The organism is Telluria sp. LT1R51-2 (assembly GCF_059685775.1).
The window spans coordinates 4,006,603-4,022,733 of the sequence record NZ_JCASIM010000001.1 but is presented as its reverse complement, the minus strand read 5'-3'; the positions used below and the strand labels follow the sequence as shown (position 1 = coordinate 4,022,733).

Annotated in this window: 16 protein-coding genes; 11 read left to right on the top strand and 5 right to left on the bottom strand. The window is 63.0% G+C overall.

Annotated elements, in window-relative coordinates; all coding sequences use genetic code 11:
* Window positions 1-10 precede the first annotated feature (10 nt).
* A complete protein-coding gene (locus tag AC56LH_RS17785) occupies window positions 11-1,075 on the bottom strand; it encodes an aminoglycoside phosphotransferase family protein (RefSeq protein ID WP_499648219.1) in 1,065 nt (354 codons plus the stop codon).
* Window positions 1,076-1,188: 113 nt separating this feature from the next.
* Here AC56LH_RS17785 and AC56LH_RS17780 point away from each other — a divergent pair, with 113 nt between their 5' ends.
* The 4 genes from AC56LH_RS17780 to rsmA all read left to right on the top strand — a co-directional run bounded on the left by AC56LH_RS17780 (window position 1,189) and on the right by rsmA (window position 6,823).
* Window positions 1,189-3,465 carry an LPS-assembly protein LptD gene (locus AC56LH_RS17780; protein ID WP_499648217.1) on the top strand — a complete coding sequence of 759 codons (2,277 nt, stop codon included), beginning with the start codon at window positions 1,189-1,191 and terminating at the stop codon, window positions 3,463-3,465.
* A gap of 75 nt (window positions 3,466-3,540) precedes the next feature.
* Window positions 3,541-4,968 (top strand): peptidylprolyl isomerase, encoded by a 1,428-nt coding sequence (locus AC56LH_RS17775; protein WP_499648215.1) that lies wholly within the window; start codon window positions 3,541-3,543, stop codon window positions 4,966-4,968.
* Between the two features lie 3 nt (window positions 4,969-4,971).
* Entirely contained in the window at window positions 4,972-6,036 is a 1,065-nt protein-coding gene (gene pdxA, locus AC56LH_RS17770; RefSeq protein WP_499648213.1) for a 4-hydroxythreonine-4-phosphate dehydrogenase PdxA, read from the top strand.
* 10 nt (window positions 6,037-6,046) lie between these two features.
* Window positions 6,047-6,823, top strand: a complete 777-nt coding sequence (gene rsmA, locus AC56LH_RS17765; RefSeq protein WP_499648211.1) for a 16S rRNA (adenine(1518)-N(6)/adenine(1519)-N(6))-dimethyltransferase RsmA — start codon at window positions 6,047-6,049, stop codon at window positions 6,821-6,823.
* A 269-nt stretch (window positions 6,824-7,092) separates the two neighbouring features.
* Here the strand turns inward: rsmA and AC56LH_RS17760 are convergent, their stop codons facing one another.
* The 3 genes from AC56LH_RS17760 to AC56LH_RS17750 form a co-directional block, all read right to left on the bottom strand.
* Window positions 7,093-7,737, bottom strand: a complete 645-nt coding sequence (locus tag AC56LH_RS17760; RefSeq protein WP_499648209.1) for a hypothetical protein — start codon at window positions 7,735-7,737, stop codon at window positions 7,093-7,095.
* A gap of 20 nt (window positions 7,738-7,757) precedes the next feature.
* Entirely contained in the window at window positions 7,758-8,351 is a 594-nt protein-coding gene (locus tag AC56LH_RS17755; RefSeq protein WP_499648207.1) for a hypothetical protein, read from the bottom strand.
* A gap of 73 nt (window positions 8,352-8,424) precedes the next feature.
* Window positions 8,425-8,565, bottom strand: a complete 141-nt coding sequence (locus AC56LH_RS17750) for a hypothetical protein (protein ID WP_499648205.1) — start codon at window positions 8,563-8,565, stop codon at window positions 8,425-8,427.
* A gap of 19 nt (window positions 8,566-8,584) precedes the next feature.
* On the opposite strand from AC56LH_RS17750, the gene AC56LH_RS17745 reads away from it, so the two are divergent.
* Window positions 8,585-9,334 (top strand): HAD family hydrolase, encoded by a 750-nt coding sequence (locus tag AC56LH_RS17745; protein ID WP_499648203.1) that lies wholly within the window; start codon window positions 8,585-8,587, stop codon window positions 9,332-9,334.
* A 92-nt stretch (window positions 9,335-9,426) separates the two neighbouring features.
* Window positions 9,427-10,443 carry a heat-inducible transcriptional repressor HrcA gene (hrcA, locus tag AC56LH_RS17740; protein WP_258835901.1) on the top strand — a complete coding sequence of 339 codons (1,017 nt, stop codon included), beginning with the start codon at window positions 9,427-9,429 and terminating at the stop codon, window positions 10,441-10,443.
* 78 nt (window positions 10,444-10,521) lie between these two features.
* Here hrcA and fur read toward each other — a convergent pair whose 3' ends face one another.
* Window positions 10,522-10,953 carry a ferric iron uptake transcriptional regulator gene (gene fur / locus AC56LH_RS17735; RefSeq protein ID WP_499648201.1) on the bottom strand — a complete coding sequence of 144 codons (432 nt, stop codon included), beginning with the start codon at window positions 10,951-10,953 and terminating at the stop codon, window positions 10,522-10,524.
* Between the two features lie 79 nt (window positions 10,954-11,032).
* Between fur and AC56LH_RS17730 the strand changes: the two genes are divergently transcribed.
* The 5 genes from AC56LH_RS17730 to AC56LH_RS17710 all read left to right on the top strand — a co-directional run bounded on the left by AC56LH_RS17730 (window position 11,033) and on the right by AC56LH_RS17710 (window position 16,128).
* Window positions 11,033-11,644 carry an outer membrane protein assembly factor BamE gene (locus tag AC56LH_RS17730; RefSeq protein ID WP_499648199.1) on the top strand — a complete coding sequence of 204 codons (612 nt, stop codon included), beginning with the start codon at window positions 11,033-11,035 and terminating at the stop codon, window positions 11,642-11,644.
* An 8-nt stretch (window positions 11,645-11,652) separates the two neighbouring features.
* Window positions 11,653-12,462: a 4-hydroxy-tetrahydrodipicolinate reductase gene (dapB, locus tag AC56LH_RS17725; RefSeq protein WP_499648197.1), complete on the top strand. Its 810-nt coding sequence runs from the start codon at window positions 11,653-11,655 to the stop codon at window positions 12,460-12,462.
* Window position 12,463: 1 nt separating this feature from the next.
* Window positions 12,464-12,790, top strand: a complete 327-nt coding sequence (locus tag AC56LH_RS17720) for a barstar family protein (protein ID WP_499648195.1) — start codon at window positions 12,464-12,466, stop codon at window positions 12,788-12,790.
* Between the two features lie 129 nt (window positions 12,791-12,919).
* Complete coding sequence (leuS, locus tag AC56LH_RS17715; protein ID WP_499648193.1) at window positions 12,920-15,562, top strand: leucine--tRNA ligase; 2,643 nt, start codon at window positions 12,920-12,922, stop codon at window positions 15,560-15,562.
* A 2-nt stretch (window positions 15,563-15,564) separates the two neighbouring features.
* A complete protein-coding gene (locus AC56LH_RS17710) occupies window positions 15,565-16,128 on the top strand; it encodes an LPS-assembly lipoprotein LptE (RefSeq protein WP_499648511.1) in 564 nt (187 codons plus the stop codon).
* Window positions 16,129-16,131: the final 3 nt, after the last annotated feature.

Here is a 16,131-nt window from a genome sequence, read left to right as displayed (position 1 = left end):
GATGGTTGCCTTAGAAGGTGTAGCCGAACTGTTGCGGCTTGTCGTCGATTGCGTCGAGCAGGCGCAGCAGCGGCTTGAGTTCGTTGTAGCGGTTGGCGGTCTTGCGCACGTAGTCGAGCACCGTCGGCAGATCGCCCATGTAGTGGGCCTTGTTGTCGCGGTAGTTCAGACGGCAGAAGATGCCGAGGATTTTCAGGTGGCGCTGCAGGGCCATGTATTCGAAGTCGCGGTAGAACGCGTCGATGTCCGGATTGACCGGCAGGCCGACGCTCTTGGCGCTTTGCCAGTAGCGCACCACCCAGTCGAGCACCATGTCTTCGTCCCACTGGATGTAGGCGTCGCGCAGGAGCGAGGCCAGGTCGTACGTGACCGGGCCATACACGGCATCCTGGAAGTCGATCACGCCCGGGTTGTGCTGGTCGAGGAACATCAGGTTGCGCGAGTGGAAATCGCGGTGCATGAACACCTGCTGCTGCGCCAGCACGTTGGCGGCAATCGCTTCGAAGACCTTGTCGAGCTGCGCCTGCTGCTTGTCGTCGAGCGTCACGCCCAGGTGCTTGCCCAAGTACCACTCGGGGAAGATGCCCAGCTCGCGCATGATGAAGGCGCGGTCGAATTCCGGCAGCACGTCCGGCTGGCTGGCCATCTGGAACTTGAGCAGCGCGTCGACGGCGTCCGAATACATGAAGGCGGCGTTGTCAATCGACAGGCGCGACAGATAGGTGGTGTTGCCCAGGTCGGACAGCAGCAGGAAGCCCTGTTCGACATTGCGCGCGGCGATCGCCGGCACGCTCACGCCGGCGTCCAGCAGCAAGCCCTGCACGTGGATGAAGGCCGGCACGTTCTCGCGCTCTGGCGGGGCATCCATCGCGACCAGCGTCGCGCCCAGCTTGGCCTGCATGCTGGCGACGACGTCGTAGCGGAAATAGCGCCGGAAACTGGCGTCAACGGAGGCGCGGCGGCCGGATGCGACATCGACCAGGCCGGTCGTGGCCAGCCATTCGTTCAGTTGCGACAGCCGGGTATCGGGCACTGCGTCGGCGGAGGCGGGAAGGTTTTGAGACAAAGATGACATGAAGCAGCCTGATGAATCCGGTTGGTTGAACTAATTCCCCTATAATAAGGGATTCATCCCAAAAAAACCGCCCTTTATGGCGCACGTCGATTCTCCATGAGCTGCGATTTTCCATGAGCTGGTCCTCGGCCCAACCATTCCCACCACGACACGTGCTCGCACTGTATGCAATGGCTTCGGTCACTGCGATGCCTGCGTTCGCCCAGACGCCCGCCACCGTCAACGTCACCGCCCCGGCGCCAGCAGTCCAGACCGAAGACGAGCTTCCCGTCACGGTCAAGGCCGAGGATATCGCCGGCCGGCCCGACCGCCGGCTTGACCTCGCCCGCAATGTCGAGATCACGCGCGGCCAGACCGGCATGACCGCCGACACAGCCTGCTACCTGATCGTCGAAGACCAGGTCACGGCCACCGGCAACGTCGACATGTGGCGCTTTGGCGATCGCTACAAGGGCGACGAGCTGCAGCTGAACCTCGAAACCGGCAAGGGCTACCTGCTCAACCCGACCTATTTCATGGCGGCGAACAATGCCCAGGGCCAGGCGAGCCGGATCGACTTCCTGGGTGAACAACAGGCCGTCGTGCGCGATGGTACCTACAGCACCTGCGAAGGGCCGGACCCCGACTGGTACCTGAAGTCGAGCACGCTGCGTCTGGACAAGGGCCGCGATGTCGGCACTGCCGGCAAGACGGTCATCTATTTCAAGGACGTGCCGATCCTGGGCACACCGGCGATGTCGTTCTCGCTGTCGGGCGAGCGCCGTTCCGGCTGGCTGCCGCCGACCGTCGGCTTCGGTTCGCAAGGCAAGGCCGAGGTGATGGTGCCGTACTACGTCAACATCGCGCCGAACCGCGACCTGACGCTGTACCCGCGCATGATGTTTGACCGCGGCTTCCAGATGGGGGCGACCGGGCGCTATCTGGGCAGCACCTACAAAGGCGAAACCCACGTCGAAGTGCTGCCGGACGACCGCCAGACGGGCACCACGCGCTGGCGCGCCGACTCGCTGCACAACGGCGTGATCAGGCCGAACTGGTCGTACGGCTGGAACCTGCATGGCGCATCGGATGATGAATACCCGTCCGACTTCTCGCGCACCGTGGCGGCCAGCGCCGAGCGCCAGCTGCTGCGCGAACTGAGTACCAATTACACAGGCAAGTACTGGAGCCTGTCTGCGCGCGCCCAGAATTACCAGGTGCTGCAAGATCCGGCTGCTGCCACCAATCCAAGCCTGACGGTGCCGCGGCCATACGACCGTCTGCCGCAGATTAATTTCCGCTCGGCGCGCTACGACGTGGCCGGCTTCGACTGGGCGGTGGACGCCGAAGCGACCCGCTTCGCCCACCCGACGGACGTCGAGGGCTCGCGCGCCGTGGTCCAGGGCCAGGTCAGTTATCCGATCGTGCGTCCGGGCTGGTTCGTTACACCCAAACTGATGTACAACGCGGCCCAGTACGATCTCGACGCTCACGCCACGCGCCCGGGCAAGCCCACCAAGCTGACGCGCACGATTCCGACGGTGTCGCTCGACAGCGGCCTGGTGTTCGAGCGCGATACGTCACTGTTCGGCAAGTCCACCACGCAGACACTCGAGCCGCGCCTGTTCTATGTGTACACGCCGTACGAGAACCAGGACGATGTCCCGCTGTTCGATACGGCGCGCTCTGGCTTCAATTATGCGCAGCTGTTTTCCGAGAACCGCTACGTTGGCCTGGACCGCGTGTCCGACGCCAATCAGCTGACGGCGGCGGTGGTGTCGCGCTTCATCCAGGAAGACGGCTCCGAGCGCCTGCGCCTGGCGATCGGCCAGCGCCTGTATTTCGAAGAGCCGCGTGTGCGCATCGCGGGCGAATCGGCGCAGCAAAGCCGGTACGACCTGCTGCTGGCTGCCAGCGGCACCATTTCCGAGTCCTGGACCTTCGATAGCGGCGTACAATACGATGCGGCCGGAAGCAGTTTGTACAGCTCGAACGTGAGCGCACAATGGCGTCCGGGCAAGATGAAGGCGGTGAATGCCGAATATCGTTACCAGCGTGACAGCTTCCGCAATATCGACCTGTCGGCGCAGTATCCGATCTCGCGGCGCTGGTATGGCGTGGCGCGCGTCAGCTATGCGCTGCGTTCGTATGGCGTGGGGCAGGCGGTCAATCCGTCCACCGGCAGCAAGCTGATCGAGAGTCTGATCGGCCTTGAATACCAGGCCGATTGCTGGGTGTTCCGGATGGGCGCACAGCGCTTCGTGACCGCAGCCCAGACCACGTCGACGCCGATCTTCTTCCAGCTCGAGCTCAATGGCTTGTCGCGCCTGGGCCTGGGCAATCCGCTCGAGTCGTTCAACAAGAGCGTCCCGGGCTATACGCGACTGAATGCCGGCATTGGACGCCCCTAAGTCAAATTTCAGACTCGGTGTCCATACTTCGTCGTCCAACCTGACGTGAACAATCCTCAAATGAGTGCTTTCCAGATGATGCGTACTACCCGTTTGCAGTCTCTCCAGTTGGCAGCCGCGCTGCTGTGCGCGATCAGCGCCGGCCAGGCGCTGGCCCAGGCCGCAGCACCTGCCGCCGGTACGCCGGCCGCCGGGGCGCCCGCCGCCACGACGCCGGCAGCCGCCACGCCGGCCGCCAACTCGGGCTTCCTGCCGCCCGCCTCGGCCAATGCCAAGGTGGTCGACTCGATCCAGGTCGTCGTCAACGATGAAGTCATCACACGCAACGAAGTGGCCGGCCGCATGGTCCAGGTGACGGCAAACATGAAGGCGCGTAACGCCCAGTTGCCCGACGCCGCCACGATGGAACGTCAGGTACTCGAGGCGATGATCGTCGAACGCGCCCAGCTGCAGCTGGCCAAGGAGATGGGCGTCAAGGTCGACGACCGCACCCTGGACGCCACGATCGGCCGCATCGCCGAGAACCAGAAGCTGTCGGTGCAGGACATGCGCAACCAGATGGAAAAAGAAGGCATGCCCTTCTCGCAGTTCCGCGAAGACATCCGCAACGAAATCATGATGCAGCGCCTGCGCGAGCACGAAGTCGACAGCAAGGTGCAGGTCTCGGAAGCCGAGATCGATACCTATATGGCTGCCGCCAAGGCCGCTGCTGCCGACCGTATCGAGGTCAATATCGCCCAGATCCTGGTGCGTGTGCCCGAGAACGCGTCGCCCGAGCAGATCGCCGCCCGCGCCGCGCGCGCCGAAGAAGTGATGCGCCAGCTGCGCACCGGCGCCGACTTTGCGCGCATGGCCTCGACCTATTCCGATGCGCCGGACGCGCTCAAGGGCGGCGATATCGGCTGGCGCGATGCCGACCGCCTGCCGCCGAACTTCTCGACCGAGCTGCGCAAGCTGGAATCCGGCCAGGTCACGCCGATCCTCAAGACCAACGTTGGCTTTCACATCCTGAAACTGGCTGGCAAGCGTTCACTGGCCAGCGAGGCCGACAAGGCCGTGGTCGAGCAGACCCGCGCGCGCCACATCCTGCTCAAGGTCACCCCGACCATGACCGAGGGTGAGGTCAAGCGCAAGCTGCTGGAAATCAAGGAAAAAATGGCCAACAACGCCGGCACCTTCGAAGAGCTGGCGCGCCAGTACTCGCAGGATGGTTCGGCCAGCAAGGGCGGCGATCTGGGCTGGCTGTATCCGGGTGACACCGTGCCGGAATTCGAGACCGCGATGAACGCTCTCAAGCCGGGCGATACGTCCGACATCGTGCAGTCGCCGTTCGGCTTCCACCTGATCCAGGTCGTCGAACGCAAGAGCGAAGACGTGACGCAGCAGAAAGAGCGCAACGTGGCACGCCAGGTCCTGCGTGACCGCAAGATGCAGGAAGCGATGGAAGACTGGATGCGCCAGGTGCGCGACCGCGCCTACGTCGAATTCCGCGAGGAGCAGTAAGCCATGAGTGCGCCGCTGGCGCACCAACGTCCTACGCTGGCCATCACGGTCGGCGAACCGGCCGGCATCGGCCCCGAGATCGCGATCCGCGCCGCCTGGGCCATGCGCGATGAGGCCAACTGCGTGCTGGTGGGCGACGCCGCCTTCCTGGCGCTCACGGCCAGCCTGATCGATCCCGCCATCCGCCTGGCTGCCTTGTCGACCCAGGCGCTGCGCAACGGCGGCCTGCCGCACTTTGGCGCGGCGCGGCTGGCCGTGATCGACGTGCCGCTCGACGCCCACGTGGTGCCGGGCCGGCTCGATCCCGAGAACGGCCGCGCCGTGCTGGCCACGCTGGATCTGGCGATCGAAGGCTGCGAGCGGGGCTGGTTTGACGCCATCGTCACCGCGCCGCTACAGAAAAGCACGATCAACGATGCCGGTGTCGCATTCTCCGGCCACACCGAATATCTGGCCGAGAAGACCGGCACCGCCAAGGTAGTGATGATGCTGGCCGGCGCGCCAGCCGGCGATCAGCCGTACCTGCGTGTCGCGCTGGCCACGACCCATCTGCCGCTGAAGGATGTCCCGGGCGCGCTCACGCGCGAGAACCTGACCCAGGTGCTCGATATCCTGCACGCCGATCTGACCACGAAGTTCGGCATCGCCGCGCCCGTCATCCTGGTCACGGGCCTGAACCCGCATGCGGGCGAAAACGGTTACCTGGGTCGCGAAGAAATCGACGTCATCACGCCCGTGCTGGAAGCAGCGCGTGCGCGCGGCATCGATGCACGTGGTCCGTATCCGGCCGACACGCTGTTCCAGCCAAAGTACCTGAAAGACGCCGATTGCGTGCTGGCGATGTACCACGACCAGGGTTTGCCGGTGCTCAAGCACGCAACCTTCGGCCGTGGCATCAATATCACGCTCGGCCTGCCGCTGATCCGCACCTCGGTCGACCATGGCACCGCACTCGATCTGGCCGCGCAGGGTCTGGGCCTGGCCGATTGCGGGAGCATGATCGAAGCGATTCGCGCCGCCATGCACATGGTGCTGGCGCAGCGCGCAGCCGGCGCATCAAATATCTAAGAAAGCATTCATGAAACACGTCGCACGCAAGCGCTTCGGTCAGAATTTCCTGACCGACAAGCAAGTCCTTTCCGACATCATCGACGCCATCGCGCCGCGCCAGGGCGAAACCATGGTCGAAATCGGACCGGGCCTGGCCGCGATGACGGCGCTGCTGCTCAAGCAGCTCGACCACATGCACGTTGTCGAGCTCGACCGTGACCTGGTCACGCGCCTGGAAAAAGCCTATCCCCGCGAGCGCCTGACTGTGCATTCGGGCGACGCCCTGAAGTTCGACTTCGGCGCGATCCCGGTGGCCGACGGACAGAAGCTGCGCGTGGTGGGCAATCTGCCGTACAACATTTCCAGCCCGTTGCTGTTCCACCTGGCGGACTTCGCGCACCTGATCGAAGACCAGCATTTCATGCTGCAAAAGGAAGTGGTCGAGCGCATGGTGGCCGAGCCGGGCAGCAAGACCTATGGTCGCCTGTCGGTGATGCTGCAATGGCGCTACGACATGTCGCTGATGTTCATCGTGCCGCCCACCGCGTTCGATCCGCCGCCGCAGGTCGAATCGGCGATCGTGCGCATGGTGCCGGTCAAACAGCAGTTGCCGTGCGACGCCAAGCGCCTCGAAGCCGTGGTGGCCAAGGCTTTCTCGCAGCGGCGCAAGGTCATTCGCAATTGCGTGGCCGGGATGTTTACCGAGGCACAGCTGGTGGAAGCGGGCATCGACCCGAGCGTGCGGCCCGAAGCGGTGAGCCTGGTGCAGTATGTGGCGCTGGCCAATCTGCCGAGCCAGGCTTAGTTGCTGCGGCCGTCCGGTCAGCAGGTCCCAGATCAAAGCGCCTTCACAGGCGCTTTTTTCATGGTTGCATCAAAGTGCCCCACGGCGCGGTTTTCATCATGGGGCAGCTGGCGACGGGCAAAAAAAAGGCCCGCTACAAGAGCGGGCCGAAATCCAATTCTTTTCTGAGGAGAGTTGGAGGAGACAGGATCAGTATGCTGCGTTACAGCATATAAGTCCAATTTTCCTTTCGCATACTCGACATAAGAATTGTGTATAACTGTTCGATGCTATGCAGCGACGCAGGTCACGTTGACGTTTTTCACCGGCTCATCACCCATCGTACCTGTCGGGTTCGCGACGGTGCAGACCTGACCGGCCGGCTGCTTGCTGACCGTGACGCCATAGGTCGTGCCAAATTGCACGACCGGCAGCTCGTAGGCGATCGGGGTCGTGGAAGGCGGCGTGGCCGGCGTGGCGGCCGAATAGGTGCCCCCGGTGCTGCCGTTGGCCAGCACCAGGCCAGCACCCGTCAGGCCAGTGATCGTGCCACCGACGGTGAACTTGTTGATCTCGCAGACAATCGCGATGTCGATCGTCTTCAGGCGGCCTGCCGTATCGGCGTTGTTGGCATAAATGCCGCCTTGCGGGACGCCTGGTGCGCAGTTCTGGTGCGCCGGGTTCGTGGTGACTTTGACATCATAGGTGTCGCCGTATTCCAGCTTGTCCGGGAAAGCAAAGCGCGCCGGCGTGCCAGCCGTGGCGGGCGGTGCGACCTTCAATGGCACGCCGGCATTGGTCAGGACCAGGCCATCATAAACAATGCCGGTGACCGAACCGGCAACGGTGAACTCTGCTTTGTCACTGCCGCCACAGGCGGCCAGGCTTGCAGCCAGCGCCAGCGCAATGGCTGGGCGGATCAGGGAAGACTTCATGCGTTTGACTCCAGGAAAAATTAAGGTTCGCACGTGACAGTCACGTTGTTCACATCGGCCGCGCCCATGGTGCCCACGCCATTGGCAATGGTACAGCTCTGGCCGGCAGGGTTCGCCAGGATCGACACGCCATAAGGCGCATCCTGTGCGACGCGGGCCATGCTGAAAGCAGTTGCGCCGGCCGGCACGATCACGCGGTCAGCGCCGTTGACCAGGATCAGCTGGCTCTTGAGGTTGCTGACGGTACCCGTCAGGGCCTGGGTTTTGAACGCGCAAGCGATCTGGATCGTCGTGACGTCGAAGCCTGCACGGCCTTTGTTGTTGAGCAGTTGGCAGGTCGATGCATCGACATTGGTCGGCGTGCTCTTGATCTGCACGTCATACTTGTCGTCCGACGAAATCCGGGTCGGGAAGAAGAACGTGGTCGTGCCGGTGCCATTGGATGGCACCGGGATCTCATAGTCGGAGCCGCCGTTATTGGTCAGGACCATGCCCGGCTTGGTCACGCCGGAAATCTGGCCGCCCAGCAGCAGTTGGCCATCGCCACCACCGCAAGCAGTCAGCACGGCCGCGCATGCCAGCGCTGCGCTCGCGCGCAGGTAGGAACTCTTCATATATTCTCCAAATAATCTAGCGGGAAAGCGCAGGCTGCGCGGTTGGAATCAAAAAATCGCTCAACATTTTAGTTCATTTATTAGGCAACCGGTCCATTTGCGTCCCATTTGCATGTGTATCAGGTTGTAAGCACAATGTCATATAAGCAACGCGCAGGCCGTGCGGTTTGCTTTTGACCGTGTGCATCGCTATGCTGGCGTAGCGTTTTTTCATGCCTGTTTCCTGGAAGCCGATGACCCGCCATCCCTGGCCCAAAGCCGTACTGTTCGACCTCGACGATACCCTGTGGCCGATCGTGCCCGTGATCCGGGCCGCCGAAACCCGTTTGTATGCGTGGCTGCAGCAGCATGCACCACGGGTGGCGGACCAGTTCACGATCGACAGCCTGCGTCAGGCGCGTCTGGAATTGCTGGCGCGCGAGCCCGGGTACGGGATCGACCTGAGCGCGCTGCGCCACGCCGGCCTGGTTGCCGCGTTCGAGCAGGTGGGCGAAGACGTCGCGCGGGTGGACGAGGCCATGGTCGTCTTTGTCGCCGCGCGCAATGCAGTGACACTGTATGACGATGTGGCGCCAGGCCTCGCGCGGCTCCGGCAGCGCGCGTTGCTCGGCTCGGTCACCAATGGCGTGGCCGACCTGGCCACGATCGGCCTGGCCGACCAGTTCCAGGCATCGGTGGCAGCGCGTGACTTTGGCCGCGCCAAGCCCGATCCGGGGATTTTCCTGGCCGGCTGCGCCGCGCTCGGGGTACTGCCGGCCGATACCCTGTATGTGGGCGATGATCTGCTGCTCGACGTCCAGGGCGCCCAGCAGGCGGGGATGCGCGCTGCCTGGATGAATCGCAGCGGCAAGATCAACGATCTGGCTGATCAGGTGCGGCCCGATGTCGAGGTGGACAGCATCGATGCATTGCTCGACTGGCTCGATGCCGCGCATGCGCCGCCACACGCGCCACCAGACGGATCCGCGCCGATGCGCGTATAACACTGGGATCGGACCGCAACCCTTGCGCTGCCGTGTCGCGCCCCAATTTGCTGATCATCCCAGCACCACAGAAAAAGACGTTTCCCGGAACCATGCAACTCGATCACCGTGCCCAAACCCTGCTCAAAGCGCTTGTCGAACGCTATATTGCCGACGGCCAGCCGGTCGGTTCGCGCGCGCTGTCGAAGCTGTCGGGCCTGGAATTGTCGCCCGCGACGATCCGCAACATCATGGCCGACCTCGAGGACATGGGGTTCGTCGCCAGTCCGCATACCTCCGCTGGCCGGATTCCGACGCCGCGCGGCTACCGCGTGTTCGTCGACACCCTGTTGACCGTCAAGCAGCTCGATGAAACGACGGTCGGCGCCGAGCGCATGCGCCTGCCGCTGCAGCATCCGCAAAAGCTGATCGCCAACGCGGCCCAGATGCTCTCGTCGCTGTCGCAGTTTGCCGGGGTGGTGCAAAGCCCGCGCCGCGAATCGGTGTTCCAGCAGATCGAATTCCTGCGTCTGTCCGAAAAGCGCATCCTGCTCGTGATCGTCGATCCGCGTGGTGATGTGCAGAACCGCCTGCTGCTGACCGATGTCGACTACACGCCGGCGCAATTGTCGCAGTCGGCCAATTACCTGAACCAGAACTTTGCCGGCCAGTCGTTCGACGGCGTACGCCAACGCCTCAGTGGCGAACTGCGGCAACTGAGCGACGACATGGGGCGCCTGATGCATGCGGCCGTCGAGGCGGGCAGCGAGGCGATGGCCGAGAGCGACGACGTCGTCATTTCCGGCGAGCGCAACCTGTTGTCGGTGACGGACCTGTCTTCGAATATGAGTTCGCTGCGCCAGATGTTCGAGATGTTCGAGCAAAAGACGGGCCTGATGCAATTGCTCGACATGTCGAGCAAGGCCGGTGGCGTGCAGATCTTCATCGGCGGCGAATCGAATCTGGTGCCGATGGACGAGATGAGCGTGGTCACCGCGCCGTATGCCGTCGATGGCCGCATCGTCGGCACCCTCGGCGTCATCGGCCCCACCCGGATGGCCTACGAGCGGGTGATTCCCATCGTCGACATCACCGCCAAACTGCTGTCGAACGCGCTCAGTCAGCCTTGACGATTTTTTACCTTTCACCAGACGCAAAAAGGGCGCACGGGAAATTCCGGTGCGCCCTTTTTGTTGGCTACAAATGACTCAGCCTGCTTTACGCGCCGCCTGGCACTGCGGGCAACTACCGTAGATCGCCAGTGCGTGGTCGACGATCGTGTAGCCGTGGGTTTCGGCGATCATCTTCTGGCGCTGTTCGATTTCTTCGTCGTAGAATTCTTCGACCCGGCCGCAGGTGACGCAGACGAGGTGGTCATGGTGCGAGCCGGCGTTGAGCTCGTAGATGGCCTTGCCGGTTTCGAAGTGGTTACGGTTGAGCAGGCCGGCCTGCTCGAATTGCGTCAGAACGCGGTAGACGGTGGCCAGGCCAACGTCCATGTTTTCAGCCAACAGGATCTTGTAGACATCTTCTGCGGTGAGGTGACGCACGGCGCTGTTCTGGAAGATTTCCAGGATTTTCAGGCGCGGGAGCGTGGCCTTGAGGCCGCTTGCCTTCAGGTCGGTCGGGTTGTTACTCATGTTTGTTACTCGCATATTGGCGGAGTGCTTTATGATATAGCGTTTTGAAAGCTCCCGCTCGAACGATTTGAGGTTACCTATGCGCGTCAAACAAGCCGTATCCCATCGATTTTCCGCCAAGGCGGTGCTGGCGGCAGGTCTCGTCTGCACGCTGACGTTGTCCGGCTGCGCATCCTGGCGCAACCAGACCCGTCCGGCGCCACCGGTGGCAACGGACACGGCAGCCACCGCGGCCGACGCCGACAAATCGGCCGCCATCGCCAATGCCGGCGCGCAGACCGTGCAGGCTTCGCGCCTGCAAAAGTTCCTGTGGATCTTTTCGCCTTACCGCCCGGACATCCAGCAGGGCAACTTCGTCTCGCAAGAGATGTTGAACCAGTTGAAGGTCGGCCAGACGCGTGACCAGGTACGTTTTCTGCTCGGTTCGCCCCTGCTGGTCGATGCCTTCCATGCCAGCCGCTGGGATTACCCGTTCTACCTGGCCCGGGGCAATGGCGAACTGACCACCAGCCGCGTCACCGTGTTCTTCAAGGATGACGTGGTCGAGCGTTTCGAAGGCGGCAACCTGCCGAGCGAGCGCGATTACATCGACCGTATCGCCGGTCCCGCCAAGGTGCCGAGCAAGAAAGAAAAGCCGGAAAGCCGTCCCGTCGCACCGATCACGGTGACCGCCCCGGCAACCCAGCAGTAAGGATTGCCATGACGATGTTGAATATCGCCGTAGCCGGCGCCAGCGGCCGCATGGGCCGCATGCTGATCGAAGCCATCCAGTACGCACCCGATGCCCGCCTGGCCGGCGCGCTCGACATGCCCGGTTCGCCGTTCATCGGCCAGGATGCCGGCGCGTTCGGCGGTTTCCTCACCGGCGTGATGATCGAAGACAGTATCAGGCACGGCCTGCATAACGCCGACGTGCTGATCGATTTCACCCGCCCGGAAGGCACGCTGGCGCACCTCGCGTACTGCGCCGCCAATGGCAAGCAGATGGTGATCGGCACCACCGGTTTCGATGACGCCGGCAAGGCCGAGATCGCCGCCGCCGCCGAGAAAATCGGGCTGGTGGTCGCGCCGAACATGAGCGTGGGCGTGAACGTCACGCTCAAGCTGCTCGAAATGGCCGCCAAGAGTTTCGCCGAAGGCTACGACATCGAAATCGTCGAAGCGCACCACCGCCACAAGGTCGATGCACCGTCGGGCACCGCGCTCAAGATGGGCGAAGTCATTGCCGACGCCATCGGCCGCGACCTCAAGGAATGCGCCGTGTACGGCCGCGAAGGCGTCACCGGCGAACGTGATCCGTCGACGATCGGCTTTGCCACCGTGCGCGGTGGCGACGTCGTGGGCGACCACACCGTCATGTTCCTGGGCACGGGCGAGCGCATCGAGATCAGCCACAAATCCAGCAGCCGCGTGACCTACGCCCACGGCGCCCTGCGCGCCGCGCGCTTCCTGGCAGACAAATCGCACGGCCTGTACGACATGCAGGACGTGCTGGGCCTGAAAGCTTGATATGGCCGTTGCACAACTGAACGGCGCTGCGATCGTCGACGAGGCGTCGTTTCATGCGCAAAGCCGGGCCGCGTTCGGTTTCCCGGCGTCGTACGCGAACAGTATCGACGCCTGGGTGGATTGCCTGAGCTACCTGCGCGACGACGAAAACATGACCCGCTTCCAGCTGGCGCCCGACGAAGTGCTCGAGGTCGTGATCGTCGATGCTGCCGCCATGAAGGCCGCCGTGCCGGACCTGTTCGAGGAGCTGGCCTTCTGTATCGGTGGCATCAACGAGCGGTATGAAGATTATGGCGAAACGCCGGCACTGAAACTCGTGCTGCGCTGAATTACCCGGGGCAGCGTTCAGCGAGCGCTGTCTCACCGCACCATCCTTCCTGCACCACGCCACGCCGTAGTGCAAAATCAACAGGTTATAATGACCGGTTCCATCTCCCACATTACGTCTGCAGAAATCATGCAAGAAAAATATAGTCCAGCCGAAGTCGAACAGGCCGCCCATGCCTACTGGAAATCGATCGACGCCTATAAAGCCGTCGAACACGATCCGCGTTTCCCTAAAGGCAAGTATTACGCCTGCTCGATGCTGCCTTACCCATCGGGCAAGCTGCACATGGGCCACGTGCGCAACTATACGATCAATGACGTGATGTACCGCTACCTGCGGATGAACGGCTACAACGTGTTGATGCCGATGGGCTGGGATGCATTCGGCATGCCGGCGGAAAACGCGGCCATGGCCAACAACGTGCCGCCCGCCGAATGGACCTACTCGAACATCGCCCACATGCGTGGCCAGATGGAGTCGATGGGCCTGGCAATCGACTGGTCGCGCGAGATGACCGCCTGCAAGCCGGACTACTACAAGTGGAACCAGTGGATGTTCCTCAAGATGCTCGAGAAGGGCATCATCTACCAGAAGACCGGTACCGTGAACTGGGACCCGGTCGACCAGACCGTGCTGGCCAACGAGCAGGTCGTCGACGGCCGCGGCTGGCGTTCGGGCGCGCTGATTGAAAAGCGCGAAATCCCGATGTATTACGTGCGCATCACCGAGTACGCCGACGAACTGCTCGACCATGTCGACAACAAGCTGCCGGGCTGGCCCGAGCGCGTGCGCACGATGCAGGCCAACTGGATCGGCAAGTCGACCGGCGTGCGCTTCGCATTCCCGCACACGATCGTGGGCGACGCCGGCGCGCCGATCGACGACGGCAAGTTGTACGTGTTCACCACGCGCGCCGACACGATCATGGGCGTGACCTTCTGCGCCGTGGCGCCGGAGCACGCGCTGGCCCAGCACGCGGCAAAGAACAACCCGGCGCTGCAGCAATTCATCGCCGAATGCAAGCTCGGTTCCGTCATCGAAGCCGACATGGCGACGATGGAAAAGAAGGGCATGCCGACCGGCCTGTTCGTCACCCATCCGGTCACGCAAGAACAGATCCCGGTCTGGGTCGGCAACTATGTCCTGATCACCTATGGCGATGGCGCCGTGATGGGCGTGCCGGCGCATGATGAACGCGATTTCGGCTTCGCCAAAAAATACAATCTGCCGATCAAGCAGGTCGTGGCCGTCGAAGGCCAGGAATTCTCGCTCGACGCCTGGCAAGAATGGTACGGCGACAAGGACAACGGCCGCACGATCAACTCGGGCAAGTACGATGGTCTCGATTACACGTCGGCCGTCAACGCGGTCTCGGGTGAACTGGCGAGCCAGGACCTGGGCGCCAAGAAGGTCACGTTCCGCCTGCGCGACTGGGGCATCTCGCGCCAGCGCTACTGGGGCACGCCGATCCCGATGATCCACTGCGCCGAGTGCGGCATCGTGCCGGTACCCGAGGCTGACCTGCCGGTCGTGCTGCCCGAGCACCTGGTCCCGGACGGCACCGGCAACCCTTTGAACAAGGACGAAGCGTTCCTCAAGTGCGACTGCCCGACCTGCGGTAAACCTGCGCGCCGCGAGACCGACACGATGGACACGTTCATCGATTCGTCGTGGTACTACATGCGTTATACGTCGCCGGGTTCGAATGACGCGATGGTCGACGAGCGCAACGATTACTGGATGCCGATGGACCAGTACATCGGCGGCATCGAACACGCCGTCATGCACCTGCTGTACGCGCGCTTCTGGACCAAGGTGATGCGCGACTTCGGCCTGGTCAAATTCGACGAGCCATTCGTGAACCTGCTCACGCAGGGCATGGTGCTCAACGAAACCTACTACCGCGAAGACGCATCGACCAAGAAGACCTGGTTCAATCCGGCCGATGTCGAGCTGACCTTCGATGACAAGGGCCGCCCGCAGAGCGCCGTGCTGAAGGCCGACGGCCAGCCGGTGGAAATCGGCGGCACCGAAAAGATGTCGAAGTCCAAAAACAACGGCATCGATCCGCAAGCGCAGATCGAGCAGTACGGCGCCGATACCGCGCGCCTCTTCACGATGTTTGCCTCGCCACCGGAACAGACGCTCGAGTGGTCGAACAGCGGCGTCGAAGGCGCCAGCCGCTTCCTGCGCCGCGTGTGGGCCTTCGGCTACGCGCAGCGCGAACGCATCGCCGCGGCACTGGGCGGTGAAGTGCAGGGCACGCACACCGATGCGCAGAAAACCCTGCGCCGCGAAGTGCACAAGATCCTGCAGCAGGCCGACTACGACCTGAAGCGCATCCAGTACAACACGGTGGTCTCGGCCTGCATGAAGATGCTCAACACGCTCGAATCGGGCAAGCTCGATGACAGCGCGGCGTCGAACGCGATCATCGCCGAAGGCTTCTCGATCTTCCTGCGCTTGCTGAACCCGGTCGCGCCGCACATCACGCACGCACTGTGGCAGGAACTTGGCTTTGCGGGCGTGCACGGTGACCTGCTCAACGCTCCATGGCCGGAAGTCGATCCACAGGCGCTCGAACAGTCCGAGATCGACATGATGATCCAGGTGAACGGCAAGCTGCGTGGTTCGGTCAAGGTCGCAAAGGATGCCGACAAGGCGACCATCGAAGCGGCTGCGCTGGCCAGCGAAGCGGTGCAGAAATTCATCGAAGGCACGCCGAAGAAGGTCATCGTCGTGCCGGGCAAACTTGTCAATATCGTGGTCTGATGATGAACACTTCGAATAACTACCTCGTGCGCGTCCTCGGCGCAGTCCTGATGGTCGCCGTCCTTGCCGGCTGCGGCTTCAAGCTGCGCGGCAGCGATGGCCAGTACACCCTGCCGTTCCAGAGCATCTGGCTGTCGTTCACCGAAGCCTCGCCGCTGGGCACGGAGCTCAAGCGCAACCTGCGTGCGGGCGACAACGTGCGCATCGAGGCCGATGCGTCCAAGGCCGAGGCGTTGTTCGATGTGATCAGCGAGTCGCGCGGCAAGGCGATCCTGTCGCTCAACAGTCTGGGCCGCGTGCGTGAATATTCGCTGAGCTACACGCTGGTGTTCCAGGTGCGCGACGCCAACAACCGCCAGCTGCTGGCGCCCACCGAGATCACCTTGCGCCGCAATATCGCGTTCGACGAATCGCAGGTACTGGCCAAGGAATCCGAAGAAGCACTGCTGTACCGCGACATGCAGTCCGACCTGGTGCAGCAGGTCCTGCGCCGCCTGGTGGCAATCAAGCCGCTGGGGCCCGTGGCAGCGCCAGCGACGCCGGCAGCCGCCTTGCCGACGCCGTAAGCG